A 26,034-nucleotide genomic window follows, 5' to 3' on the forward strand; every position below is an offset into this window, starting at 1 on the left:
CCCCCGAGGGGCGCCGTGTCGGTGCCGGGCGGGCTCATCGGAGGAACTCCTTCTGGATCAGCCGGACCATCGGGTCGCTGACGCGCAGCAGCGCCAGGACCGCGACCGAAGCGAACATCGCCAGCACCGCCTCGGAGAAGACCGCGGTGACCGCGGCCGCCGCGGCCACCAGCAGCGCGTTGCCGACGGTGACACCCGGGGTACGCACGAGGAAGTGCACGGCCAGTCGGAGCACGTCCCGAGTGCGGAAGTCGAACAGCGAGGTGATCACCAGGGCGTTCGCCGCACCGAGCGTCACGCCCACCGCGAGCAGGACCAGCGGCACCGCCCACCAACCCGGCAGCCCCACCGCGCCCCGATAGGCGATGTTCACGGCAAGCACGGTCAGCCACAGCAGAGTCGGCACCCAGACGCGCAGCACGCCGGACAGGTTGGCCCGGTAGCCGCGCCAGAACACGGCGGCGGGCCGCAGGTCGGTCAGGTCGGCGCGCTGGTGGCGCAGGGCGTACAGGGCGGCCGAGAGGGCCGGGCCGACAGGCACCAGCAGGAGTGCGGCCAGCGGCAGGTTGCTCGCGTCGCGGCCCAGCAGCAGCATCGGCAGCAGGCCGGGCAGGGTGGTGAGCAGCAGCAACAGCTCCACCACGAGCAGGATGTAGACCCGGGAGGTGATCCGCGACAGTGGCCCGTCGCCGAACTGTCGCCAGGTGCGCGCGGCGCTCACGGCTGTCCCCTCCGGTCGCAACTGCGCATTGCCGTCCTCTGGTCGTCCGGCCCGCGGGCGAGCGGGTCGACGCACGCCCCGGGCCGGTGGTCGCCGGGGAGTCCGGTCGGTTGGCCCCGCTGGACCGCCCGACCGGACTCCCCGCTGATCAGCCGTTGTTCTTCTGGAACCGCTCGTACGCCTTGTTGACCAGGTCGATGTACTGCTCGGAGTTCTTGGCCTTCAGCTCGGCCACGTAGGCGTCCCACTCGCTGAGGGGCCGCTGGCCGAGGGCGAACTTGAGCGTGTTCTGGGTGACGAAGTCCTTCAGCGGGGTCTCCCAGAGCGACACCTGCTCGCGTTCCTCGTCGGTGAACGGGCGCGGCGGGGGGACCTCCCTCGGCTTGCGCGCGTCCATCACCTTCTGGAACTCCAGCTCCTCCGGAGAGAAGAAGCCACGGACCAGGTCGGGCGCGCCGCCGTAGGCGAAGACGCCGTTCTGGAAGCCGAAGTCCTTCTGCAGGTGCTTGGAAGCCTTCGGGTTGAGCCCCAGGAAACTGACGTCAGGGACGAGCGTGCGCTTGCCGGACCCGTCCTTGGTGAAGGTGGTGCCCTCGACGCCCCAGCGGGCGAACTCCAAACCCGCGTCCGAATACCACAGCCAGTCGATGAACTGCATCATGGCCACGAAGTTCTTGCTCTCCCGCGCCTTCGAGGAGATCATGATGCCGTTCTCCAGCCGGGGGAACGGGTTGACCTCGCCGGCCGGGCCGATCGGCAGCGGGATCTTGGCCATCTTCGCGTTCGGCAGGGTCTTGGCCAGGTCGGGCCGGTGGTTGTTGACGAGCGTCTGCGCGTTGCCGGTGACCACGAAGGACTTGCCGTTGGCGAGCTTCTGGCGGGCCTGGTCGTCGGTCTGGGTGAAGCTCTCCGGGTCGAGCAGCCCCTCGGCGACGAGCTTGTGCAGGTACGTGACGACCTGCTTGTACTGCTCGGACGAGCCGGTGTAGGTGAACTTCTTCGCCGTCGGGTCCCAGGTGGCGTGCTGGAAGTCCCAGCCCGCGTAGGTGCCGTGCGACGAGCCGAGGATCCCCAGCAGGGCGCCGGTCGGGTTGGGCTTGCTGAAGAGGTCGGAGTACGGGTAGACGTTCGGGTACTTGGCCTTCATCGCCTTGAGCACCGTGTAGAGGTCGTCCCAGGTCTTCGGGACGGGGAGGTTGAGCTCCTGCATGATGTCGGTGCGCACCAGCACCGTGTAGTCCTGCGTGGGCTTCTCGTGCAGGCCGGGCAGCAGGTAGAACTTACCGTCGGCCTGTCGCAGGTTGTCGATCTCCGGCTTGAGGTTCCACTTGGCGATCTTGTCCTTGAGGTTGGGCATCAGATCCAGGTAGTCGCTCACCGGGAGGATCGCCCCGGAGGACACGAAAGCGTCCTCCTGCGGGTGGTACGTCTTGGGGATGATCAGCGGGGCGTCCCCGGCGCCGATCAGCAGGCTGCGCTTCTGCTCGTAGTCGCTGAGCGGAACGGCGACCGGGTCGATCTTGACGTTTGTCCGCTTGGTCAGCTCCGACCAGAACGCCCAGTCTTCCTTGAGCGGGTAGAACGTGTGGTTGTTGTAGAGGGTGGAGAAGGAGAGCGCCTCGGTGGCCTTGAACTGGTCGCCGACGCCGTAGGTGGCCATCGCCCCGACCTTGTTCTCCGAGAGGTCCGTCGACTCGCCGGGGTCCTCGGAACAGGCGGTGCTGAGGGTGAGCGCGAGCAGACCCGCGGTGGCTATCGCCACGCGGCGCCACGTCTTGTGGAGCATGGCTCGTCCTTTCGGTGGTGGGGATTCGAATGTGGATCGGTGTGGCGTCGGCGTCACCCCTTGACCGCGCCGAGCATCACGCCGCGGACGAAGTACCGTTGGACGAAGGGGTAGACCGCCAGGATCGGCAGGGTGGTCAGCACGATCGTCACGGCCTCCAGGGTGGCCGCGGCCTGGACCTTGTCGGCGTCGGCTGCGGCGGACTCGGCGCTGGTGGCGCCCGCGATGAGGTTGCGCAGATAGACGGTGACCGGCAGCAGGTCCTGCTGGTCGATGTAGAGGAACGCGGTGAACCACGAGTTCCAGAACGACACCGCGTAGAAGAGCACCATCGTGGCGATGATCGCCTTCGACAGCGGCAACACGATCCGCAGCAGGATGCCGTACGTGTTCAGCCCGTCGACGGCGGCGGCCTCCTCCAGCTCGCTGGGCAGGCTCTCGAAGAACGCCTTCATGACCAGCAGGTTGAACACGCTGATGGCGTTGGGGACCACCACGGCCCAGATGGTGTTCTTCATCCCCAGGCTGGTGACCAGCACGTAGTTGGGGATCAGGCCGCCGGAGAAGAACATGGTGAACAGCGCGATGCCGACCAGGACGCGGCGCCCCTTGAGCTGTGGCTTCGACAGCACGTACGCGTAACAGGTGGTCAGCACGATCGAGATGAGCGTCGCGACCACCGTGTACACCACCGTGTTGCGGTAGTTCGTCCAGAACAGCCCGTCGGACATCAACAGCTTGTACGCGGTCAGGTCGAACCCGCGCGGGACGATGCTCACCTTCCCCGTGATGATGTACGCCTCGTCGCTGAGCGAGCGGGCCACGATGTTGAGGAACGGGAACAGCGTCACCACCACGACGCCGATCAGGACGATCGTGTTGACGATCCGGAAGATCCGGTAGCCCCGACTGTCCACCGGGCCCCGCGTCCTCGGGGCGTCGCTCTTGGCGCCGATGATCACCACAGGCTCGTCCCCACCGTGCGCCGGGAGATGAGGTTCGCCGTCAGGACCAGGATCAACCCGATCACCGCTTCGAAGAGACCGACGGCCGCGGCGTAGCTGAAGTTGCTGGACTGGAAGCCCATCCGGAACAGGTAGGTGGAGATCACGTCCGCGGTCGGGTACGTCAGCGGGTTGTAGAGCAGCAGGATCTTCTCGAATCCGACCGCCAGGAAGTTGCCGATGTTGAGGATCAGCAGCGTCATCATCGTCGGCCGGATCCCCGGCAACGTCACGTGCCAGGTCTGCCGCCACCGGCTCGCGCCGTCGATCCGGGCCGCCTCGTACAGGTCCTCGTCGACCGTGGTGAGCGCGGCGAGGTAGAGGATCGTCCCCCAACCGACGGTCTGCCAGACCTCGGACGAGACGTAGATGGTGCGGAACCACTCCGATTTCTGCAGGAAGGCCACCGGCTCCCCGCCGAACAGGCCGACGAGCTGGTTGGCCGCGCCACCGACCGAGGTCAGTTGCATGACCATCGCCGCCACGATCACGATCGACAGGAAGTGCGGCAGGTAGGACACCGACTGCACGAACCGCTTGAACCGGCGGGCGCGCACCTCGTTGAGCATCAGCGCCAGCACGATCGGCAGCGGGAAGCAGAACAGCAGGGTCAGCGTCCCGAGCACCAGCGTGTTGGTGAAGACATCCCAGAACGTCGGGTCGGAGAGGAACATCCGGAAGTACCGCAGGCCGACCCAGTACTCACCGAAGACGCTGCCGCCCGGCTTGAACCGGCGGAACGCGATCACGTTGCCGAGCATCGGCAGGTAGCGGAAGACCAGGAAGAACAGCAGCGGCAGGACGGCGAGGGAGTAGAGCTGCCAGTCCCGGCGCAGCGCCTGTCGCCAGCTGCGGCGGCGGCGCGGCGCCCGCGGGGCGGGGCTGGCGGCCTCCGCCGGCGACCGGGGTGGCGCCGGCGGCGGTGGCCGTAAGGTCGATGTCATCCTCGGCCCCTCCTAGGCGGGATGCGGGACGGCCACGAGGGGCTCCACCCGCACCGACGTGAGCAGTTCCCGCTGGTGGCCGACCTGGCGCTCGACGCCGGTCAGTCGCAGCGGCAGGGTCGCCACCGGGTCGCCGCTCGACCGGCCGAAGCGCAGCTCCACCTCGCCGGGCTCGACGACCCGCCGGCCGGACAGCCCGCTGAACGAGGCCAGGTCGGCGGGTACGCCGAACGTCACGTGTGCCGCCTCGCCGGGCTCCAGCGGCAGTCGGGTGTAGCCGACCAGCCGGACCACCGGGCGGGTGGTCTGCGCGACCGGGTCGTGCAGGTAGAGCTGCACCACCTCGGTGCCGGCGCGGTCACCGGTGTTGGTGACGGTGATCCGCACCCGCACCTCGCCGTCGGCCGGCCAGGCCGCCGGGGCGTCCGGCGTCTCGTCGACCGGATCGACCACACCGGCGTCGGACCACTCGAAGGTGGTGTAGCTCAGCCCGTGGCCGAACGGGTACGCCGGGGTCGGGTCGACCGAGGAGACCTTGGTGCGACGCCCGAGCGGCGGCGACAGGTAGGTGCCCGGCAGTCCGCCACCATCACGGGGAACGCTTACCGGCAACCGCCCGGACGGGTTCACCGCACCGGTGAGCACCTCGGCGAGCGCCTGCCCGCCGAGCTGCCCGAGGAAGAACGCCTGCACCACGGCCGCGGCGGAGTCGAACTCCGGCCCGAGCGCGTAGGGGCGGCCGGTCATCAGCACCAGGACGACCGGGGTGCCGGTGGCCAGGACGGCCCGGACCAGTTCCGCCTGTACGCCGGGCAGCCGCAGGTCGACGGCGTCGCAGCCCTCGCCGGAGGTGCCCCGGCCGAACATCCCCGCGCGGTCGCCGACGGCGAGCACACACACGTCGGCGGCGGCCGCCGCGGCGACCGCGGCCGGAATGCCTGCGGTGTCCTCGCCGGTGATGGCGCAGCCCGGCTCGTGGCTGAGCAGGGGGACGCGTCGGGCCAGCTCGTCGCGCAGCGAGGGGATCTCCAGGCCGAGCCCGTGCTCGCTGTGGTGGATGCCCACGTGGTTGGGGAACGAGTAGCAGCCCAGCATCGCCATCGGGTCGTCAGCGACCGGGCCGATCAGGGCGACCCGGCTGCCGACGGGCAGCGGGAGGACGCCGCTGTTGCGCAGCAGGACGACGGACTCCCGGGCCAGGCGGACGGCCACGTCCTGGCTGACCTCGTCGTCGAGTCGCAGGTTCGCCACGTCGTCGGGCAGCTCCTGCCAGTCCTCGTCGAGCAGGCCGATCTCGATCTTCTGGATCAGCACCCGTCGCAGCGCCCGGTCGACGAGCGCCTCGTCGACGTCGCCGCTGCGGACCGCCTCGACCAGCGGAGCGCCGAAGGCGTCCACCGTGGGCAGCTCGACGTCGATCCCCGCGCGCAGGGCGAGCCGGGCCGCGTCGGCGGCGTCGGCGGCGACCCCGTGCAGGGTCTGCAGGAAACGGACGGCGAAGTAGTCGGCGACCACGATGCCGGTGAAGCCCCACTCGTCGCGGAGAAGGCCGGTCAGCAGCTCCTCGTCGGCGGCGGCGGGCAGGCCGTCGATCTCGGCGTAGGAGTTCATCACCGAGCGGGCGCCGCCGAGGCGAAGGGCCATCTCGAACGGCGGCAGGATCACGTCGGTCAGCTCCCGACGACCCATCGGCACCGGCGCGTGGTTGCGCCCGCCCCGGGAGGCGGAGTAGCCGGCGAAGTGCTTGAGGGTGGCGACGATCCCGGCGCCCTCCAGGCCCCGCACGTACGCGGCGCCTGTCGTCCCCACCAGGTAGGGGTCTTCGCCGATCGTCTCCTCGGTGCGGCCCCAGCGGTAGTCGCGGGTGACGTCGAGGACCGGCGCGAGCCCCTGGTGCACGCCCGCGGCGCGCATGGAGCGCCCGATCCGGTCGGCCATCGCCTCGACCAGCTCGGGGTCGAAGGACGCGCCCCAGCTCAGCGGGGTCGGGTAGACGGTGGCCCGCCAGGCCGCGAACCCGGTGAGGCACTCCTCGTGCACCTGGGCCGGGATGCCGAACCGGCTGGCGGCGACGATCTGCGCCTGGGAGGCGGCGAGCGACCGGGCGCCGAGCACCGGGTCGACAGGCGCGGTGCCGAAGGGGCGGGTGAGCTGGCCCAACCCGTACTGGATGAGGGTGTTCCACGGTGGAAGCTCGGTGATCATGTCGGACTGGTGGGGGGCGACGCCCTCGCCGGAGGCGCTCGCGCCGACCCAGACCCCGATGAGTTGCGCGACCTTCTCCTCGAGTGTCATCAACGGCAGGAGTGCCTCGGCCCGCTCGGTCGGCGACAGCCGCGGATCACGCCACGGCGCGGCGTCGCTGTGCACGGGCAACTGACTTCTCATGCCTTGACCCCCTAGCTCCGGCCACATCCCCGTGTCCTGGTGGAACCAGTTCCGTGGCGGACGTCCACGCGATCCGAAACTTTCCGGAAGCCTGCGCAACCTTTTCGGCAACCTAAGTGCCCCATCGATGGGTGTCAAGAGTCTCAGTTGGACCCCGGCGGCCACTTCCTGCACACGGTGACTCCGCCATCGGCACTCCGTCGCGAATTCTCCGCGAAACGGCCCGCGAACGGGCCGGGCGACCGCCGCAACGGCTGGCGTGATCGGCCAATCGTGTTAAGGTCTCCCGAAAATTTCGGATGCTGTCTGGGGCTGCGATGACAGAGCACCGTCCGCTCGATCCACCCGCGTCCACCACCATCGCGACAATCGCCCACGACGTCGGCGTCTCGGTCGCCACGGTGTCGAAGGTCCTCAACGGACGCGGCGACGTCGCCCCCGGCACCAGGGCGCGGGTGGAGGCGAGCCTCGACCGCCACCAGTACCAGCGCCGGACCCGGCGACCCTCGACCAGCGGCGGGCGGATCGATCTCGTGTTCCACGAGTTCGACACCGGGTGGGCCATGGAGATCCTGCGCGGCGTCGAGGCGGTGACCGCCGCGGCCGGCATCGGATTGTCGGTGGCCCAGCTCAACGGCGCGCACCGCCCCCCGGCCCGCTGGCTGGACGCGATCCTCGCCGACCGCCCGTTGGGCGTGGTGTTCGTCCTCTCCCACCTGGCCGAGGCGCAACAGCAGCACCTGCGGCGTCAGGGCATCCCGTTCGTCGTCGTCGACACCGACAGCGCGACCTCGGCCTCCGTACCCACTGTTGGTTCGAACAACTGGAACGGTGGCCTGCTGGCCGCCCGGCACCTCCTGGAGTTGGGCCACCGGCGGATCGCCATCATCTCCGGGCCGCCCGACGTGCTCTGCAGCCGGGCCCGCGCCGCCGGCTTCCAGTCGGCCCACGAGGAAGCCGGGCTCGTGGTGGACCGCGAGCTGATCCGCTACGGCAGCTTCTCCGCCGGCGCCGGGCACGCCCACGGGCTCGAACTGCTCCGCCTGCCGTCTCGACCGACGGCCATCTTCGCCGGTTCCGACACCCAGGCCATGGGGGTGCTCCGGGCCGCCCGCCAGTGCGGCCTGCGAGTGCCCGAGGACCTGTCGGTGATCGGGTACGACAACCTGCCGGTCTCCACCTGGACCGACCCGGCCCTCACCACGATCAACCAGCCGTTGCGCGACATGGCGGGCATCGCCACCCAGATGCTGCTCGACCTGACCAGGGGCAACGAGCCGGCGACCAGCCGGATCGACCTGGTGACCGAGTTGGTCGTCCGGGAGAGCACCGCGCCCCCCGCCAGCCCGCACTGACCCCGAGCCCCTGCGAGGACCCGTGCCCCACGCCGCCGCCCTGCTCGACGACCTCCAGCGGTACGCGCCGGAGATCGTCGAACCCGACGACTTCGACACGTTCTGGCACGACACCCTCTTCGAGGCGACCGCCCGGCCGGTCCTCGTCGACGTCCGCCCAGAGCCCACCGACCTGCGGCTGCTCGACACCTGGGACGTCACGTTCGCGGGTTTCGGCGGCGACCCGGTCCGGGCCTGGTACACCCGCCCCGCCGGGGCGTCGGGGCCACTGCCCGCCGTCGTCGAGTACGCCGGCTACGGCCGTGGTCGCGGCCTGCCCCACGAGCGCCTGACCTGGCCCACGGCCGGGTACGCCCACCTGCTGATGGACAACCGGGGCCAAGCCGGCCAGTACGGCGCCGGGGACACCCCCGACTCGCACGGCGCACCGGGCGGGCCCTGGCCGGTCACCTGGGGGATCCTCGACCCGCGCGACTACCACTACCGGCGTCTGATCACCGACGCGGTCCGGGCGGTCGAGGCGGTCCGCGCCCTGCCGGGGGTCGACGGCGCCCGGGTCGCCGTGGTCGGCAACAGCCAGGGCGGCGGACTGGCGCTGGCGGTGGCCGGCCTGGTCGGCGACCTTCACGCGGTGCTGACCACCGCCCCGTTCCTGTGCGACATGCGGCGGGCCGTCCAGCTCAGCGAACCCGCGCCGTACGGCGAGATCGCCCGCTACCTGGCCGTGCACCGGGAGGCCGAGGAGGCGGTGTGGCGCACCCTGTCCTACGTCGACGGGGTGAGCTTCGCCAGGCGTGCGACGGCGCCGGCGCACTTCGGGATCGGGCTGCGGGACACCGTCTGCCCGCCCAGCACCGGCTTCGCCGCCTACAACCAGTATGCCGCGGCGGCCCGGCCGCCGGTGCCGCCCGCGCGGGAGATGCACGTCTACCCGTTCAACGGTCACGAGGGCGGCGAGGCCGTGCACGTCCGACGTCAACTGCGGTGGCTCGGCGCCCGGTTGCAGCCGGCGTGCCCGGCCGGGACGTGAGGCCGCGGTGCGGACCGGTCCGAGCCACAACCCATTGTCGAACGCCGATCTATTGCCGGTGTTAGCGATAACACGCTAGGGTGCGTCAGGCGAGGTGCAGGGCACACTTCCGCCACGGTCCATCGATCTGTCGCCTCCGACCATCGATGACAAGTGTCAGCGGCAGCGCCACGGCCACCAGTGCAGACGTCCGGGTTCTTGGTCGTGCCACGTCGCCCGCTCCCCCGCGTACCGCGTCCTGACGGCGACCGTCCTCCTGGTGGCCGCTGTTGGCGCGCACCCTCACCACCAGAGGAAGTCCCATGAGCAGTGCAACGCTCGGCCGTCCCGTCCCTCCCTCACCCACCAGCACCGCGACGTCACCGAGGCCCCGACGAGCCCGCCTGTGGTGGGCGGCCCTGGCCGCCGTCGCCGCCGTGGCCGCGGCCGTACCGATCGCGACCGCTCCCGCGAACGCGGAATCCAACGGCGGCGTACGCGTGATGCCGCTCGGCGACTCGATCACCGACGGGTTCAACGTCGCGGGTGGCTACCGGATCGAGCTCTGGCAGCGGTTCACGTCCGGTGGCTACCGGATCGACTTCGTCGGCTCCCAGTTCAACGGCCCGTCCAGCCTCGGCGACCACGACCACGAGGGCCACTCCGGCTGGACCATCGCCCAGATCGACGCCAACGTCGTCAACTGGCTGCGGGCCACGAATCCCCGGACCGTGCTGCTGCACATCGGCACCAACGACATGTACGGCGACACCTCCGGCGCCCCGGGCCGGCTGGCCACACTTGTCGACCGGATCACCAACACCGCCCCGAACGCTGACGTGTTCGTCGCGACGATCATCCCGAAGTCGGGCGCGGACAACGTGGTCCGGGGGTACAACGCGGCGATCCCCGGGATCGTGCAGACCAGGGCCGCCGCCGGTAAACGCGTCCACCTGGTCGACATGTACCGCGCCCTGACGCTCGGCGACCTGGCCGACGGGGTGCACCCCAACGCCACCGGCTATCGCAAGATGGCCGCGGCCTGGTACGACGCGCTCCGGTCGGTGCCCGGCAGCATCGGCGGCGACACGCCGCCGACCACCGCACCACCGACCACCGCACCGCCCACCACCCCGCCGCCGACCACGCCGCCACCGACCACGCCGCCGCCGTCGGGTGCGTGCCGTGTCACGTACACGGTCAACGCCTGGGGCAACGGGCTCACCGCGGCCGTCTCGGTGGCCAACACGAGCAGCACCCCGGTCAACGGGTGGGCGCTGGCGTTCACGCTGCCTAGCGGGCAGACCATCACCGGCGGCTGGAACGCCAGCTACTCCCCCTCCAGCGGAGCGGTGACCGCCCGTAACGTCTCCTACAACGCGACTATCGCACCTGGCACCTCCGTCGACATCGGCTTCCAGGCCACCCACACCGGGAACGCCGGCCGCCCGTCCGCGTTCACCCTCAACGGCACCGCCTGCACCGTCGCCTGACGACTCCGGCGCGGTGCCGGGCCCGCCCCGGCCCGGCACCGCGCCCTCGCACCACCCCGACCGGAACTCGCAGGCACCGGACGTGTTCACCGTGCCCCGGCACGCGGCCGACGAGCCGGACCCGCGAGCGGTGTACGGCTCGGACGGCGCAGATACCACTCGGCCACGGCCAGGTTTATCAACCAGCCGGCGGCCACCAGCCCGGCCCGAAGGTTCCCGTCCGGCTGTTCGCCGGTCGCGAGGAGGTACGGCGCGTGCGTGAACGCCTGGGTGCCGGCACCGAGGCCGATCGCGTACCCGCGCGCCATCCAGCCGCGGTGCGCGGCGATGTCGCGCCGCAGCACAGCGGCGAGACCGAGCACGATCGAGGCGGCCATGGCCGAGCCGAAGAGCAGCCGCAGACCGGCGAGCACGTCGTTGTCGTGGGCCGGCAGGTCGTACGCGACGGCCATCCACAGGCCGGAGAACGCGACAGTCAGTCCGCAGGGGACGAGCACCCGCCCGGCCCGGCGGTGCCAACGGTGGCGGCGCAGGCTGGGTACGAACTGGAACGCGCCGAGGATCGTGTAGACCACCGCGCCGACGATGTGCAGCACCACAGGCAGCGGATCGGCGACGAAGCGAGCGTTCGCCGGGGTGACCTCAGGTCCGGTGCCCAACTCGGTGAGCCGTGCCGCACCGGCGATCATCGGTACCAGGCCCAGCAGGATCAATGCGGCAGGTAGCCGCCACTCGCGCATCGTCATGCCATCGATGGTGGACGCCGTACCGTGCCCTGCTCATCGGCACATGGGCCGCGACCGGGTCGGTCCTCAGTCGGGTGCGGTCGTCGTACTTCCGTCGGTCAACGGTCGACGTCACTCGTCACCAACGGGCGCGGTTGGTCTCGTACGCCCACATCGCCACCTCGACCCGGTTACGTACGCCCAGCTTCGTCATCAGGCTCGTGACGTGCGACTTGACAGTGCTCAACGTGATGTACAGCTCGTCGGCGATCTCCTTGTTGGTGCGTCCCCGCGCGACCGCGAGCAACACCTGCTCCTCCCGGTCGGTGAGCGCGTCGATGGGCTGCTGTCGGGGCGCGGCGGGATCCGTGTCGGCGAACGCCTTCAGCAGCCGCGTGGTGACACTCGGCGCGATCAGCGCGTCCCCGTTGGCGGCGGCGTGCACGGCCTGACTGAGCAGGGCGGGGCCGGCCTCCTTGAGCAGGAAGCCGCGGGCGCCGGCGCGCAGGGCCGCGTAGACGTACTCGTCAAGGTCGAAGGTCGTGATGACGACCACCGCGAGCGGGTCCGCGACAGTGGGTCCGGCGAGCGCCCGGGTGGCCTCGATGCCGTCCATGCCGGGCATGCGAATGTCGAAGAGACACACGTCGGGGCGGAGCCGCCGGGCGAGCTGGACAGCCTGGCGGCCGTCACCAGCCCCACCGACGACCTCGATGCCTGGTTGTGTGTTCAGGATGATGGTCAGGCCGGTGCGCACGATTTCCTGGTCGTCCGCGACGAGCACGCGAACCGTCACGCGTCGATCCCCTCACGTGGGAGCACGGCCGTGACGGTCCAGCCACGGTCGGGATCGGGGCCTGCCGCACAGGTGCCGCCAAGCAGGTCGGCGCGCTCCATCATGCCCACCAGGCCGAAGCCGGGCGAGCCGTTGGGGCGTGCGGCGCCGGCCTCGCCGTCGTCGCTGACCCGCAACCGCACCGAGCGGTCGTCGGCCGTGACACTGACCTGGATACGGGTGGCGTGGCGCGCGTGGCGACGGGCGTTGGTGACCGACTCCTGAGCCAGGCGGTAGAGCGCGGATCCGACCGCTGGCGAGAGGTCGGCGAGGTCGCCGCTGACATCCACGCCGACGTCCGGCCCCGTGGGGAAACGGCCGGCGAGGTGCTCGATGTCGGCGACCCGCGGGCTGGGCACCCGGTCGGCGGGCTCGTCGCGGCGCAGGACGCGGACCATCGCCCGCATCTCGGCGAGCGCACGGGACGCCTCGGCCTCGATGACACGGAGTGCCTCCACGGCGGCGGCCGGCTCGGTCACCGAAGCGGCGAGACCGGCCTGGGCGCGGATCGCCATCGCCGACACGTGGTGGGCCACCGTGTCGTGCAGGTCCCGGGCGAGCCGCTCCCGCTCCCGCGACTTCACCTGAGCGAACTCGCGCATGCGGGCGGCGGCGCGGAAGCGGACCGCGGTGCCGAGTGCGGCGGCGGCGAACATCACCGCGAAGCCGGCGATCAGTTCGCCACCGTCGATCGAACCGACCAGGCCGGCGGCGGCCACCTTGCCGACCACGAAGAACGAACCGATCACGGCATCCCGGCCGGAGCCCCAGCGGAACAGCGCGGCGACCAGGAGGACCAGAAAACTCGCAGTGAACAACTGGCAGGGATCACCGGGCAGCACGAGTGGGGCAACCGTCGTGACGCCGAACGCGATCGCCACGGTGGCGAGCGGCTCCGAACGCCGCCACAGCAGCGTGGGCAGCAGCGCGAGCGCCACCACGACGCAGCCCACCCGCCACGGCAGATCGGGACGGACGATCCCCTCCGTGACGATCGCCGGCGCGAGGGCCGCGACCAGCGCCCAGTCCCGCCAGGTACGGGTCGGCACCTGCGGGACCCGGGGCTCGGCCAACACGGCGTGCAGGCGGGGGTGCATGCCCCCATCGTACGAATCGTGGTGCGACCCCAGATCGTCCCAAAGTACGACTGACGGGGTTGCGTGCCGTGTCACGTACAGCCCAGGTCGGCGAGGATCGGCCCACCAGGTGACGGCTGCCGCGTGAATACTCTCGTCCAGATCCGGAGCAGGGGGCCGCGCCGCGGTGAGAGATTGTTCCGGGGCCGTGTCGATCCGCACGCCGCTCGTTCGACGTGGGGGTGCGCGGGCCGGGAGGCGGCCCCGCCGGACGAGGAGAACGCGATGTCGAAGTACATGCTGATCATGCGGGGCACCGACGAGTCCAACGCGGCCATGATGGCCTCCATCGACGAGGCGATGGCCGAGACCGGTCGGTTCATCGAGGAGATGATGGCGGCCGGTGTGCTCGTCGCGGCCGAGGGGCTAGACGATCCGGGCCGGGGCGCCGTTGTCGACTTCGGCGGCGAGGCCCCGGTGGTCACCGACGGGCCGTACGGCGAGACCAGGGAACTGTTCGGCGGCTACTTCCTCCTCGACGTCGCCACCAAACAGGAGGCGGTCGAGTGGGCCAGGCGTTTTCCGGCGGTCCGGGGCTCCAAGATCGAGGTCCGGCGGGTGGCCGAGGCCGACGAGGTCCCGAACGGCAGCGAGAGCAACGGCCGGAGCTGATGGGTACGGCCGACGTCGAGACCGTCTGGCGGGTCGAGTCGGCCCGGATCGTCGCCGCGTTGACCCGGTTCACAGGTGATTTCGGGCTGGCCGAGGACGCCGCCCAGGAGGCGGTGGCCGAGGCGCTTGTGTCGTGGCCCCGAGCCTCTCCGGCCAACCCGGCCGGCTGGCTGATGGCCACGGCCCGGCGGCGGGCGATCGACACGATCCGCCGCCGGGTCGCCCTGCACGACCGATACGCCCTGTTGGCGGCCGAACCGGCGGTCGACAGCGACGTCGACGTCGACCGGATCGACGACGACGTCCTGGCGCTGATGTTCGTCAGCTGCCACCCGGTGCTCGCCCCGGCGGCCCGGGTGGCGCTGACCCTGCGCGTGGTCGGCGGCCTGACCAGCGAGGAGATCGCCCGCGCGTTCCTGGTGCCCGTGCCGACCGTGCAGGCCCGGATCACCAGGGCCAAGAAGACGATCGCGGCGGCCGGCGTGCCGTTCGAGCTGCCGCCGGCCGGTGAGCGTCGACAACGCCTGGGCGGCGTGCTCCGCGTCCTCTACGTGATCTTCACCGAAGGGTCGACAGCCACGTCGGGCGAGCGGCTGTTGCGACCCGACGTCGCGTACGAGGCGGTCCGGCTGACCCGTACGCTCGCGGCGCTGCAACCGGACGAACCGGAGGTGCACGGCCTCCTCGCGTTGTGCGAGCTGACGGCCGCGCGCTTCCCGGCCCGGACCGGCCCGGACGGCGCGCCGGTCCTGCTCGCGGATCAGGACCGCAGGTTGTGGGACACCGCGGCGATCCGCCGCGGGCTGGCCGCGCTGGTCCGGGCATCGACGCGCGGCCCGTACGGCGTGCAGGCCGCGATCGCCGCCACCCACGCGGCGGCACCCTCGGTCGAGGAGACCGACTGGGACCGGATCGTGCTGCTCTACGAGGCACTCGGCCGGGCCGCGCCCTCGCCGGTGGTCGAGCTCAACCGGGCCGTCGCCGTGGCCATGGCATCGGGTCCGGCGCAGGCCCTGACCATCGTGGACGGGCTGGTCGCCGCGCACCGGCTCCCCGGCTCACATCTGCTCCCGACCGTACGCGGTGAGCTACTGACCCGCCTCGGCCGCCGACCGGAGGCGCGTACCGAGTTGGAGCTGGCGGCCCGGCTCTGCGCCAACAGACGCGAACGCTCGGTGCTCCTGGCCAAGGCCGCCGCGCTGAGCTGACGTCTCCCACCTGGCCGGCCGCTGGACCCACCGACCCGGTTCGGCCTGGGCGGAGGAAGGCGGCGACGAGTTCCGTCGCCGCCTTCGTCAGCGTGCGGTGTCGCTCAGGAGGCGGTGCAGGAAAGCACCTGCGGGCGGGTCCAGTTGCCGTTGGCCATCGTGGTGAAGCCGAAGACGTTGCCGCTGCCGTTCGACCGCATCGTCATGACGTTGCCGCTGCCGTCCCAGCTGGGGCTGCCGTTCCAGGTGGCGGACACCTTCTGGGGCGGGGTGACGGCCACCACGACGCTCCAGTTGCTCGCCCCGCTGACGGTCACCTGACTGTTGAACCGGTCGCCCCATCGGGTGCTGTCCTGCAGCGTCGCGCTGCAACCGCCGCCGGGCGGAGGCGTGGTGGGCGGAGCGGTGGTCGGCGGCGCCGTGGTCGGCGGCGCCGTGGTCGGCGGGACGCTTGTCGGTGGGGCCGTCGTCGGCACCGCGGGGCCGTTGTTCAGTGCGGCGAGGACCGCGTCGTAGGCGGCCTTCTTGGAGCCGTTGCTGTTGAACAGCAACGGCGTCTGCGAGGCCAGCCAGGAGTCGCTGTCGCGGATGCCCCACACCGTGATCCCGTTGCAGCGCGGCACGGCCATGCAGTCCTCCACCACGCTGCGGTAGGTGTTAGCCGGAGCGCCCTGGATGTCCAGCTCGGTGATCTGCACGTCCACGCCCAGCGCGGCGAAGCTCGACAACGTGGTGCGGTAGTTGCTCACGTACGGCGAGTTGTTGTTGAAGTGCGACTGGAAACCCACGCAGTCGATCGGTACGCCACGGGCCTTGAAGTCCCGCACCATGTTGTAGACACCCTGGGTCTTCGCGTGCGTCCAGTTGTCGGTGTTGTAGTCGTTGTAACAGAGCTTCGCGTTCGGATCCGCCGCGTCCGCCGCCCGGAACGCCGCCTCGATCCAGTCATTGCCCGTGCGCTGCAGGTTCGAGTCACGGCGACCCCCCGAACTGCCGTCGGCGAACGCCTCGTTCACCACGTCCCACGCGACCACCTGGCCCCGGAAGTGCGTGGCCACCTGCGTCACGTGGTTGAGCATCGCCTGCCGCAACGCGCTGCCACTCATGCTCTCCATCCAGCCCGGCTGCTGGGAGTGCCACGCCAGGGTGTGACCCCGCACGCTCATGCCCCGGCTGCGCGCGTGGTTGACGATCTGCTCCGCCGCGCCGTAGCTGAACCGACCCTGCTGCGGCTCGGTGGCGTTCATCTTCATCTCGTTCTCGGCCGTGACCATGTTGAACTCACGGTTCAAGATCGTGGTGTACGCGTTGTCGCTCAACCGGCTCGCGGCCACCGCGGTGCCGAAGTAGCGACCCTTCTCGGCGGCGGACGCGCCAAGTGTGGTTCCGGCGCTCGCCGTGGTCGGCAGGAACGCGGCACTTGTCGCGGCGAGTAGAGCCGCGGCGGCGAGGACGATAGCCGTACGCGCTCGTGGGCCCGCCGGTGGGCGGGTGTCCCCGTGGCACCTCTCGGTCATGTCTCTTCCTTCCGGTGGGACCCGGGGTGGGGCGTCTGACGCAGCACCCCGGCGGGTGGTGGGGTATCGGGTCGAGACCACGCACGCCGGGGCGCCCGGGAAGAGGCGCGGGCCCTCGATCATCGACTCCAATGGATGTGGAGTATGTCAGCGCCGCTGATCGACGAGCAACAATTTCCGGAAGTTTTGCGAGACCCACGGGGTGCCGTTCATCTGCCGAGAAGACAGCCGCCCAGGTGGACGGTCATTCGGCATGAACGCGATCTGGTGAGCCGACGAGTGAGGCGGAGCGGCGGAGGCGGGAGAGCCGCAAGTTCCGGAACTTCTCCGCAAGGCAGCGCCCGCCACAACGACGAGCTAGGCGATCATCAACTCGTCGCGCGGTAGAGCCGGCTGACGGTCTCCGCCACACAGACGGGCTTGCCGCCGCTGTCGCTCGCCACGGTGACCGTCGCGACCATCTGCACGCCGCCGGCCACCGGGGACACCTCGGCGATGGTGGCCGCGGCCCGGACGGCGGCGCCGACGCGCACCGGAGCGGGGAAACGCACCCGGTTCAGCCCGTAGTTGACACCCATCGCCACCCCCTGGACCCGGTAGAGCCGGCCGGCCAGCGCCGGCAGCAGCGACAGCGTCAGGTACCCGTGGGCAACGGTCCCGCCGAACGGCCCCGACGCGGCCCGGACCGGGTCGAGGTGGATCCACTGGTGGTCGTCCGTGGCGTCGGCGAAGAGGTCGACCCGGCTCTGCTCGATCCGCTCCCACGGACCGGGCCCGATGGTCTCGCCGACCGCGCCGGCCAGTTCCTCGAACGAGCTGAAGACTCTCATGGCAGGTCTCCCGAGACTAGAAGGCGTTGACGCCGGTGAGCGCGCGTCCGATGAGGAGTTGCTGGATCTGGCTGGTGCCCTCGTAGAGGGTGGCGACCCGCGCGTCGCGCAGGTACTTGCCGACCGGATATTCGTCGATGTAGCCGTACCCGCCGAAGACCTGGACCGCGCTGTTGGCCGCGCGGACGGCGGCCTCGCTGGCGAAGAGCTTGGCCATCGACGCCTCGGTGGCGAACGGCTGGTCCCGGTCGATCAGGTCGGCCACCTGCCACACCAGCAGCCGGGCGGCGGCGGTGTCCACGGCGATGGCGGCGAGCAGTTGTTGGACGAGCTGGTGCCCCGCGATGGGCTTGCCGAACTGGGTGCGCTGCCCGGCGTAGCCGACCGCCGCGTCGAGGCAGCCCTGGGCGATGCCGACGCACCCGGCCGCCACCGACATCCGGCCCTTGGCGAGGGTGGCCAGGGCCAGCCGGAACCCGCCGCCCTCGGCGCCGAGGCGGGCGGTGTCGGGCACGCGTACCTCGTCGAAGCCCAGCTCGCCGGTGGCCTGACCGCGCAGGCCCAGCTTGCCGTGGATCTCCCGGCGGACCAGCCCCGGGCTGTCGGTGGGCACCAGAAACGCGGTGATGCCGCGGTGCCCGGGGCCGCCGGTGCGGGCGAAGACAAGCGCGACGTCGGCGGTGGTGCCGTTGGTGATGAACGTCTTCGTGCCGGTGAGCAGCCAGTCGGTGCCGTCGCGGACCGCGCGGGTCCGCAGCGCGGCCGCGTCCGAGCCGCTGTCCGGCTCGGTCAGCGCGAAACAGCCGAGTGCGGTGCCGGCGCAGAGTCGGGGCAGCCACTCGGCCCGCTGCTCGGGCGAGCCGTGGGCGGCGATCGACTTCGCGACCAGGCCGAGCGAGACCGAGACGATGCCGCGCACCGCCGAGTCGCCCCGGCCGAGCTCCTCCAGGACCAGGCAGTACGCGAGGTGGTCGCCGCCGGAACCGCCGTCGTCCTCGGCGATGGTCAGCCCCAAAAAGCCCAGGTCGCCGAGCTTGCCGACGATGGCGGGGTCGACCGACTCGCGCCGGTCCCAGACAGCGGCGTGCGGCACCAGCTCACGGTCGGCGAATTCGGCGGCCACCTGGCGGACCGCGGCCTGCTCGGTGGAGAGGGTGAGGTCCATGGCCATCAAACTAGCGGTGATAGTTTAGGCCGTCCAGAGCGGATCCCAGGTCATCGGTCGGAGGCCAGCCCGGCGTGCCGCTCGCCCGCGAACGCGCGGGCCAACTCGGTCCGCGAGCGGATGCCGAGGCGGTGGAACACGTTGCGCAGGTGATGGTCGACCGTGCGGATCGAGAGAAACATCCGGGCCGCGATCTCCCGGTTGGTCGCGCCCTCCGCGACCAGCTCCGCGATCCGCAGTTGCTGGCCGGTCAGCAGCCGCGCCGCCGGCAGGTCCGGCGGGCCGACCGACTCCCCGGCCGCCCGCAGCTCGGTGGTGGCCCGCTCGGCCCAGCACGCCACCCCGAGCAAACTGAACATCTCCCGGGCCTGGTGCAGATGCGTACGCGCGTCGCGCGGGCGTCGGCTGCGCCGCAACTCCTGGCCGAAGAGCAGCTCGGTACGGGCCAGCTCGAACGTGCCGGCCTCCGCCGGGTGCAGCCGCAGCGCCGCCTGGAAGTGGTGTTCCGCCTCGACACTGCCCCGGGGTGCGAGCAGCGCGTGACACCGGGCGGACAGGGCCCGTCGCAGCGGGCTCGCCGTGCCGCTGGCCCATCTGTCGAACACGGTGAGCGCTGCCGCGGCCGCCGGTCGGTGTGCCAGGTGCGCCGCCGCCTCCACCAGATACGGCGTCGCCATCACCTGCACCAGGACCTGACCGCGCCCGGTGCCGAGCCGAGCCAGCGACGCCAGCCGGTCGGCGGCCTCGGCGTGCCGTCCGTCGATGAGGTCGAGCACCGCAAGCGCCCACCCGGCGAGCGCGTGCGGACGGCTGCCCGGCGTCGGCGACTCACCGATCTCACGGATCTGCCGCAGGCTGGTGTCGCGATCGGCCCTTATCGCGGCGAGCACGGCGAGCATGCCCAGGTGGATGTTGGCGCAGTTGACCTGACCCGTGGCGCGGGCGACCCGCAACCCGTCGCGGGAGGTCTCCGCCGCCGCCTCGTGCCGGCCCTGCCAGTACTCGGCGACCGCCCGCAACTCCAGCGCCCGGGGCAGCGTGGACACCTCGCCCCGATCCCGGGCCAGCGCGACGGCACGCTCGGCGAGCCGGTGCGCCGCGCCGTCCACGGCGACCACCAGGCCGGCCGCCGCCGCACACGTGAGCGCCGTGGGGGTCAGCGCCGGCCCGTTCAACCGGCCCCCCAGGACGACGGCGCGGCGTAGCGTGGGGCCGGCCCGCTCGTGGTCGCCCCGCAGGGTCGCCGCCACCCCGGCGACAAAGCTGCCCATCAGCTCCATCACCGGCGGGTCGGTCGGCCGCCGCAGGGCCAGCGCCCGCCGGCCGACCTCGGCGTAGCGGTACTGGTCGCCGGCGAAGCAGACGGCCTCGCCGGCGCGTACCAGCCCGGACAACGCCAGGGCACGGTCGGTGTCGGCCACCGCCGTGGCCGCGGCCAGCAGTCGGGCCGAGGCATCCGACGCCGCACCGCACCGCAGCTCCAACTCACCGCGCAGCAGGTCGGCGCGGGCCCGCACCTCCGGGTCCGCGGACACCGCGCGAAGGCGGTCGAGCAGCAGCCGGGCCGTCTCGGGTTGCCCGCCGACCCAGGCATAGTGGGCGGCGCTCAGCAGTCGGGCAGCCGTCTGGGTCGGATGATCGCTGAGTTCGGCGGCCCAGCGCAGGGCCGCCGAGGCGACGGCCCAGCCACCGGTCCCGCCCGAGGCCGCCTCCTCCAGCTCCGCGGCCAGGGCCGGATCGGCGCCTGCCGCGGCGGCGGCGAGGTGCATCGCCCGGCGCAGCCGCTGCCCGTCGGCGACCAGCACCGCGGCGAGCAGCCGGTGTGCGGCGCGGCGCGCGGCGAGTGGCGCAGTGGCCGCGATCATCGTGCGGACCAACGGCTGGGGAAAGGTGACGCCCTGCGGCTCGACACGGACCAGGCCGGCGACCTCCGCCGGAGCGAGCGCCTCGATCTCGGTGCCGACGGCCGCGGCGGCCCGGATCAGCGTGCCCGCCGCGCCGTCCTGGTCGAGCGCGGCGAGCAGCAGCATCCGCCTGGTGTCCGGCGGCAACCGGTCCAGCCGGGCCCGGTACGCGCGGCCCAGCGCACCGTCCTCCGGCGGCGCGGCGGGCAGCGGCTCCTCGCCCCGCCACTGGGCCGGGCTGAGCACCTCGGCGAGGTCCACCAGGGCCTGCGGGTTGCCGCCGCCGATCGTGGCCAGGGCGGTCACCACCGACGCGGCCGGCTGCTCGGGTAGCCGGTCGGTGAGGATGGCGACGCTGCTGCGCGAGTCGAGCGGCCGGAGGCGGTGCGCCGGTATCCCGTCGACAGTGACCGCGACGTCCGCGGTGAGCAGGACGACGACCGGTAGTTGCCGCAGCCGGCGGGCCACGAAGGCCAGCACCTGCGCGGTCAGGGGGTCACCCCGGTCGACGTCGTCCATGGTGACGAGCAGCGGGCGGTCCCGTGCCGCCTCGGCGAGCATCCCGAGCACCGCCATCGACAGGGCCAGACGACGGTTGTCCGGGCAACCGTCCCCGCCCAGTACCCGCCGGAGCAGGTCGCGCTGCGGCGTCGGCAGGGCCGTGGCGTGGTGTGGCAGCGGGTCGAGCAGTCGTTGCAGACCCGCGTACGGCAGCGCGGCCTCCTCGGCCAGCCCGCTCGCGGCGAGCACCGTGCAGCCCTCGGCGTGGCGGTGGGCATGGCCGACAAGCGCGGTACGGCCCGAGCCCGGTTCGCCGTGCAGCAGTAGGGCACCGCCACCGTTGGTCACGCCGTCGAGCAGGCGCCGGACAGCGCGGCATTCGTCGTCCCGGCCACGCAGCACGGTTAGTTGCACTCTCGATGCAGCAACCATGCATGAAGTGTCACCTATTGGTAACCGAATGGAAAGAGTTGGCGAAATCGGGCCGAGCCGGAATCAGCCGGCCGCGACCTCGGCCAGCAGGGCGCCCACCGTCCGGGTCATCACGGCGCGCGCCTGGTCCACGCCCAGCCCGAGGCCGTAGCGCAGCATCGACCAGGCCTGCCACGTGCTCGCCGCCACCAGGGCGTTGCGCAACTGCTCCCGCTCCGGCCCGGCCGCGGCCAGCTCGACGGCGAAGAGCTCCTCGACCTCGTCACGGACCCGTTGGATGTGCTTGAGGCGGTTGCGGTGCAACTGCTCGGAGACCGGCTCGCGCATCTGGGCGGCCCGCGCCGACGCCGCGATGAGCTGGAGCAACCGGGCCCGCTGCCGGCAGTACGCGTCGACCCGCTTCGCCAGCGGCAGCCCGGCAGAGATCGGCCGATGGGCGGCGTCCTGCTGCCGGAGCACCTCCGCGCCGCTGGCCTCGAAGAGCGTCTCCATGTCCTTGAAGTTGGTCCAGAGCGTCCGCAGCGAGATGCCGGCCCGCTCGGCGATGCGTTCCCCGGTCGGACGCAGGTCCCCCTCGCCGATGAGCGCGAGGTGAGCCTCGACGATGGCCGCGCGGGTGCGCTCGGCCCGAGCGGTGCGCCCGTCGACCCGGCTCGCGACCTCGACCCCGTCCATCCGCCCCCGCCCTCTCACCGCCACGGCGTCTCCTGACGCAGCGACAATTCTAGACAGGCGGTGATCAGCGGCCCCGGACCGACCGCCGGCGTGCTCATCCGGCTCGACCGGTGCGCGAGACGCCACCGGCACCGACGACGACGCCGGTGACGATGGCGCCGCCGGTGACGATGGCGCTGCGGACCGCAAGCCGAACAAAATATGCATTCACAGTGCAGATATTAGAAGTGCTCATCGGCATCGGTCAACGCCTCGAAGGCACCACGAAGCCGGCCGGGCGTGGTCACGTACGACCACGCCCGGCCGGACACCCCTAACGTCGATCTTGCAGTTTCGGTTGTCGATATGGTTGGAATGCCCCTTGTGTCGGGACAGAAAGTGCAAGATCGCGGGAGTACGGAGGTGCGGTACGGCGGCGCGGTACGGAGGCGTGCGCTCAGGAGACCGTGGGCACCCCGTTCGCCGGTGGCGCGGCCGGGGTGGCGGTGTACTCGTTGACCGGCCCGTCCGCCTCGTCGGTCTCGTACGCCGGCCCGAAGTAGCTCTGCACTCCCCCGCTCACCCGGCTCAGCCGCTGACCGCCGTACCCGGAGTGGTCCTTGGCGGAGAAGCGCAGCGGCACCAGCCCGGGGCCCTGGAAGCCGCCCTTCTGCACGGCGTCCAGCACCTTCTCCCGGGTGAGATCCTTGCCGGCGGCGAGCAACGTCTGCACGAAGAGGTAGCCGACCGACATGCCGTAGACGGTGTTGCCGTCGAACGGCGCGTCCCCGTTGTGCTCCTTGTTGATCTTCGTGAAGAGCTGGATCCACGGGTTCGCGGTGTCGTTCTGCATCGGCAGGTAGTTGGTGCCGACCATGCCCTCCAGGATCGGCGCGGCGGAACCGAGCTGCTTGGCCAGGGTCGGATAGTCGGCGCCGACGTTGGAGACCAGCCACTGCGCCTTGAAGCCCAGCCGCGCGGCGGTGCCGATCGACAGCGCGGTGAAGCCGGGCACGGTGGCGAGCACGACGACCTTGCACCCGGCCGCCTTGAACGCGCCGATCTGCGGCGCCACGTTCGTGTTGCTGGTGACGTACGTCTGCTTGACCGCCACCGTCCCGGCGCCGAGCACCTTCTCCACGCCGACCAGGCTGTCCCGGCCGAAGTCGTCGTCCTGGCCGAGGAAGCAGACCTTCTGGCCGGCCAGGTTCGCCTTCGCGTAGGTGGCCAGGATCTTGCCCTCGACCGTGTAGTCCGGGTTGAACCCGAACGTGCCCGGATACTTGTCCGGCTGGTCCCAACTGCGGCTGCCGGAGGCGACGAAGAGGTCCGGCACCCGGTTGCTCTTGAGGAAGTCGAGCACTCCGCTGTGCGTGGGCGTGCCGAGACCGTTGAGGATGGCGAAGACCTTGTCCTGCAGGACGAGCTGACGAACCACCTGCTGGGTGTTGGCCGGGTTGTAGCCGTCGTCCATGATCTTGTAGGTGATCTTCCGGCCGTGTACGCCACCGTTGGCGTTCACGTAGTCGAAGTACGCCTTCGTCGCCGGGGCGATCTTCGAGTAGCCGGCCGACGCCGGCCCGGTGAGCGGCATGTGGGTGCCGACGACGACCTCGGTGTCGGTGACGCCCGGCACCGACGCCCCGCCGGGACCGGAGCCGTCGTCACCACCGCAACCGGCGGCGGCGGCCAACAGGGCGATGGTGCTGGCGATCGCGAGACCACGTTGTGCCAAACGGTGCATGGAGAACACCGACCTTTCTCGGTCCGGTTCGGGGAACGGTGTGGGTGGTGGTACGCCCGACCGGGGCCGGGCGTGGAGCAGCTCAGGAGGAACGCCGGGCCCGCAGGCGCCGACCAAGACGCGACAGCAGCCCCTGGATGCCACCGGGTGCGGCGATCATGACGACGATCAGGGTGAGGCCGAAGATCGCCAGCGGCAGGTTTCCCTCCAGCCGCTGCGCCACCGCGGGCGAGAGCGTGAGCAACTCGGTCGCGGAGTGGGTGAGGTCGGGAAGGGCGACAAGCAGGATGGCCCCCCAGAGCGCGCCGGTGAGCCGACCCAGGCCGCCGATCACCACGGCCATCAGCAGGAACAGCGACAGGGTCAGCGAGAACGCCCCGGGTGAGACGCTCTGCGCGAGCACCGCCAGCAGCGCCCCGCCGAGTCCGGCGGTGGCGGCGCTGACCACGAATGCGAGGACCTGGGTACGGGCCACGTGGATGCCGGCCAGGCGGGCCGCCACCTCGTCGTCCCGAACCGCCCGGAAGGTACGCCCGTACCGGCTGCGGGTCAGGTTGGCCAGCAGCAGCAACGCGAGCAGGGTGGCCGCGCCGGTGAGCCAGAGCTGCCACCGCTCGTAGGGGAAGTACGGGCCGAGCGACAGCGGCGGCGGCTCCACCGGCACCGACAGCCCCTGCTCGCCGTTGAAGACGCCGTCGAAGGTGACGGCCAGCGCCGGCACGACGACGGCCACCGCGAGGGTCACCCCGGCCAGGTAGGGGCCGCGCAGCCGGGCCGCCGCCACCCCGACCACCGCCCCGACCGCGACGGTGCTGACGATCGCCGCGCCCAACGAGAGCGGCAGCAGCCAGCCGCCGGTCATCCCCCGGTCGGCGAACGCGTTCTGGCACAGCGCCAGGGTGTACGCCCCGGTGGCCATCAACGCACCGTGCCCGAGCGAGAGCTGACCGTTGAGTCCGGTGAGGACGGTCAGCCCGGCGGTCGCGCAGAGGTAGGCGGCCACGGTGGCGAGCTGGAAGTTACGGAACGGCTCGACGGCGTAGCTGACCCCGACCAGCAGGAGCCCGACGACGAGCACGATCGCGAGGTGGCGCAGCAGGGTCGAGCCGCGTCGCCGGTCGACGGGGCGGCCCACGTCGACGAGTTGCTGTTTCGGCGGCACCGCCGCCCTCGTGGCGCTCACACCCGCCTCGCCGCGACCGGGGCGAACAGCCCACCGGGCCGGACCAGCAGCACCGCCAGCAGCAGGACCAGCACCGCGAGCGGCGTGAGGTCGCTGCCGGCGTAACCGCTCACGTAGGAGAGCAGCAGACCCACCACCAGGCCACCGACCACCGCGCCCGGTGGGCTGTCCAGCCCACCGACCACCGCCGCGGTGAACGCCGAGACGAACACCAGGTCCATCGCGTGCGGGTGCAGGCCCAACTCGGTCGGCAGGACCAGCATGGCGGCCAGCGCGCCCACCCCGGAGGCGAGTGCCCAGCCGAGGGTCAACATGCCACCGACGTTGACCCCGAGCAGCCGGGACACCTCCGGGGCGAAGGCCGCCGCCCGCATCCGCAACCCCACCGGGGTACGCGCGAACATCCAGGCCAGGCCGCTGACCACGACCGCGATCGTGGCGAAGACGAACAGGTCGTACGGGGACAGCACGGCCACCCCGCCGACGGTGAGCGCGGACCTACCGAACGGCGCCTCGGCGGGGCGGAACTCGTTGCCGTACACCATGCCCAGCACGGCCTGGATCAACAGCACCAGCCCGAGCGCGACGATCACGGGGTTGAGCGGTGAGGTGTGGTCGACGTGCCGCATCACGACGCGGTCCACGAGCGCGCCGAGCAGCAGGCCGGCGACGATCGCGACCACGAAGCCCAGCCAGTAGGAGCCGGTCGTGGCGCTGACCGTGTAGGCGACGTACGCGGCGGCGACGGCCATCGCCCCCTGGGCGAAGTTGACGACCCGCGCCGCCCGCCAGATGAGCACCAGGGCCAGCGCGAACGCGGCGTACACCGCGCCCCGGGACAGGCCGTCGATGGTGAGGAAGACGAAGCGGTCCAACAGTCCTCCCTCC

21 protein-coding genes are annotated in these 26,034 nt (G+C 71.4%); 5 read left to right on the forward strand and 16 right to left on the reverse strand.

The window, feature by feature from the left end:
- Positions 1 to 34: 34 nt before the first annotated feature.
- The 5 genes from ACPXBU_RS30245 to ACPXBU_RS30265 all read right to left on the reverse strand — a co-directional run bounded on the left by ACPXBU_RS30245 (position 35) and on the right by ACPXBU_RS30265 (position 6,843).
- Entirely contained in the window at positions 35 to 721 is a 687-nt protein-coding gene (locus ACPXBU_RS30245) for a DUF624 domain-containing protein (RefSeq protein ID WP_425760800.1), read from the reverse strand.
- Between the two features lie 148 nt (positions 722 to 869).
- Positions 870 to 2,507, reverse strand: a complete 1,638-nt coding sequence (locus ACPXBU_RS30250; protein WP_425760801.1) for an extracellular solute-binding protein — start codon at positions 2,505 to 2,507, stop codon at positions 870 to 872.
- A 53-nt stretch (positions 2,508 to 2,560) separates the two neighbouring features.
- Complete coding sequence (locus tag ACPXBU_RS30255) at positions 2,561 to 3,472, reverse strand: carbohydrate ABC transporter permease (protein ID WP_425760802.1); 912 nt, start codon at positions 3,470 to 3,472, stop codon at positions 2,561 to 2,563.
- Positions 3,466 to 4,455, reverse strand: coding sequence for an ABC transporter permease (locus ACPXBU_RS30260; protein WP_425760803.1), 990 nt, complete (start codon positions 4,453 to 4,455; stop codon positions 3,466 to 3,468). Before ACPXBU_RS30260 ends, ACPXBU_RS30255 begins: the two co-directional genes overlap by 7 nt.
- Positions 4,456 to 4,467: 12 nt before the next feature.
- Positions 4,468 to 6,843 carry a glycoside hydrolase family 3 N-terminal domain-containing protein gene (locus ACPXBU_RS30265; RefSeq protein WP_425760804.1) on the reverse strand — a complete coding sequence of 792 codons (2,376 nt, stop codon included), beginning with the start codon at positions 6,841 to 6,843 and terminating at the stop codon, positions 4,468 to 4,470.
- Between the two features lie 317 nt (positions 6,844 to 7,160).
- Here ACPXBU_RS30265 and ACPXBU_RS30270 point away from each other — a divergent pair, with 317 nt between their 5' ends.
- The 3 genes from ACPXBU_RS30270 to ACPXBU_RS30280 all read left to right on the forward strand — a co-directional run bounded on the left by ACPXBU_RS30270 (position 7,161) and on the right by ACPXBU_RS30280 (position 10,700).
- Positions 7,161 to 8,198 (forward strand): LacI family DNA-binding transcriptional regulator, encoded by a 1,038-nt coding sequence (locus tag ACPXBU_RS30270; RefSeq protein WP_425760805.1) that lies wholly within the window; start codon positions 7,161 to 7,163, stop codon positions 8,196 to 8,198.
- Positions 8,199 to 8,220: 22 nt separating this feature from the next.
- A complete protein-coding gene (locus ACPXBU_RS30275) occupies positions 8,221 to 9,228 on the forward strand; it encodes an acetylxylan esterase (RefSeq protein ID WP_425760806.1) in 1,008 nt (335 codons plus the stop codon).
- Between the two features lie 302 nt (positions 9,229 to 9,530).
- On the forward strand, positions 9,531 to 10,700 hold the full coding sequence (locus ACPXBU_RS30280) for a cellulose binding domain-containing protein (protein ID WP_425760807.1): 1,170 nt from the start codon (positions 9,531 to 9,533) through the stop codon (positions 10,698 to 10,700).
- 86 nt (positions 10,701 to 10,786) lie between these two features.
- Here the strand turns inward: ACPXBU_RS30280 and ACPXBU_RS30285 are convergent, their stop codons facing one another.
- The 3 genes from ACPXBU_RS30285 to ACPXBU_RS30295 all read right to left on the reverse strand — a co-directional run bounded on the left by ACPXBU_RS30285 (position 10,787) and on the right by ACPXBU_RS30295 (position 13,357).
- Positions 10,787 to 11,446, reverse strand: coding sequence for a DUF2306 domain-containing protein (locus tag ACPXBU_RS30285; RefSeq protein ID WP_425760808.1), 660 nt, complete (start codon positions 11,444 to 11,446; stop codon positions 10,787 to 10,789).
- A 118-nt stretch (positions 11,447 to 11,564) separates the two neighbouring features.
- Positions 11,565 to 12,221 carry a response regulator gene (locus ACPXBU_RS30290; RefSeq protein ID WP_425760809.1) on the reverse strand — a complete coding sequence of 219 codons (657 nt, stop codon included), beginning with the start codon at positions 12,219 to 12,221 and terminating at the stop codon, positions 11,565 to 11,567.
- Positions 12,218 to 13,357, reverse strand: coding sequence for a sensor histidine kinase (locus ACPXBU_RS30295; RefSeq protein ID WP_425760810.1), 1,140 nt, complete (start codon positions 13,355 to 13,357; stop codon positions 12,218 to 12,220). Before ACPXBU_RS30295 ends, ACPXBU_RS30290 begins: the two co-directional genes overlap by 4 nt.
- Positions 13,358 to 13,621: 264 nt before the next feature.
- On the opposite strand from ACPXBU_RS30295, the gene ACPXBU_RS30300 reads away from it, so the two are divergent.
- Complete coding sequence (locus ACPXBU_RS30300) at positions 13,622 to 14,008, forward strand: YciI family protein (RefSeq protein ID WP_425760811.1); 387 nt, start codon at positions 13,622 to 13,624, stop codon at positions 14,006 to 14,008.
- On the forward strand, positions 14,008 to 15,216 hold the full coding sequence (locus ACPXBU_RS30305; RefSeq protein WP_425760812.1) for an RNA polymerase sigma factor: 1,209 nt from the start codon (positions 14,008 to 14,010) through the stop codon (positions 15,214 to 15,216). The genes ACPXBU_RS30300 and ACPXBU_RS30305 overlap by 1 nt, the downstream gene beginning before the upstream one ends.
- 104 nt (positions 15,217 to 15,320) lie before the next feature.
- Here the strand turns inward: ACPXBU_RS30305 and ACPXBU_RS30310 are convergent, their stop codons facing one another.
- The 8 genes from ACPXBU_RS30310 to ACPXBU_RS30345 all read right to left on the reverse strand — a co-directional run bounded on the left by ACPXBU_RS30310 (position 15,321) and on the right by ACPXBU_RS30345 (position 26,021).
- Positions 15,321 to 16,733: an endo-1,4-beta-xylanase gene (locus tag ACPXBU_RS30310; protein ID WP_425760813.1), complete on the reverse strand. Its 1,413-nt coding sequence runs from the start codon at positions 16,731 to 16,733 to the stop codon at positions 15,321 to 15,323.
- Between the two features lie 368 nt (positions 16,734 to 17,101).
- Positions 17,102 to 17,563: a MaoC family dehydratase gene (locus ACPXBU_RS30315; protein WP_425760814.1), complete on the reverse strand. Its 462-nt coding sequence runs from the start codon at positions 17,561 to 17,563 to the stop codon at positions 17,102 to 17,104.
- 16 nt (positions 17,564 to 17,579) lie between these two features.
- Positions 17,580 to 18,728 (reverse strand): acyl-CoA dehydrogenase family protein, encoded by a 1,149-nt coding sequence (locus tag ACPXBU_RS30320; protein WP_425760815.1) that lies wholly within the window; start codon positions 18,726 to 18,728, stop codon positions 17,580 to 17,582.
- Between the two features lie 50 nt (positions 18,729 to 18,778).
- Positions 18,779 to 21,565, reverse strand: a complete 2,787-nt coding sequence (locus ACPXBU_RS30325) for an AAA family ATPase (protein ID WP_425760816.1) — start codon at positions 21,563 to 21,565, stop codon at positions 18,779 to 18,781.
- A 63-nt stretch (positions 21,566 to 21,628) separates the two neighbouring features.
- On the reverse strand, positions 21,629 to 22,240 hold the full coding sequence (locus tag ACPXBU_RS30330) for a TetR/AcrR family transcriptional regulator (RefSeq protein ID WP_425760875.1): 612 nt from the start codon (positions 22,238 to 22,240) through the stop codon (positions 21,629 to 21,631).
- Between the two features lie 436 nt (positions 22,241 to 22,676).
- Complete coding sequence (locus tag ACPXBU_RS30335) at positions 22,677 to 23,963, reverse strand: ABC transporter substrate-binding protein (RefSeq protein ID WP_425760817.1); 1,287 nt, start codon at positions 23,961 to 23,963, stop codon at positions 22,677 to 22,679.
- Between the two features lie 82 nt (positions 23,964 to 24,045).
- Entirely contained in the window at positions 24,046 to 25,146 is a 1,101-nt protein-coding gene (locus tag ACPXBU_RS30340) for a branched-chain amino acid ABC transporter permease (protein WP_393371530.1), read from the reverse strand.
- Positions 25,143 to 26,021, reverse strand: coding sequence for a branched-chain amino acid ABC transporter permease (locus ACPXBU_RS30345; protein ID WP_393371533.1), 879 nt, complete (start codon positions 26,019 to 26,021; stop codon positions 25,143 to 25,145). Before ACPXBU_RS30345 ends, ACPXBU_RS30340 begins: the two co-directional genes overlap by 4 nt.
- Positions 26,022 to 26,034: the final 13 nt, after the last annotated feature.

It is taken from the genome of Micromonospora sp. DT231 (genome assembly GCF_049847025.1).
Taxonomy (GTDB): Bacteria; Actinomycetota; Actinomycetes; order Mycobacteriales; family Micromonosporaceae; genus Micromonospora.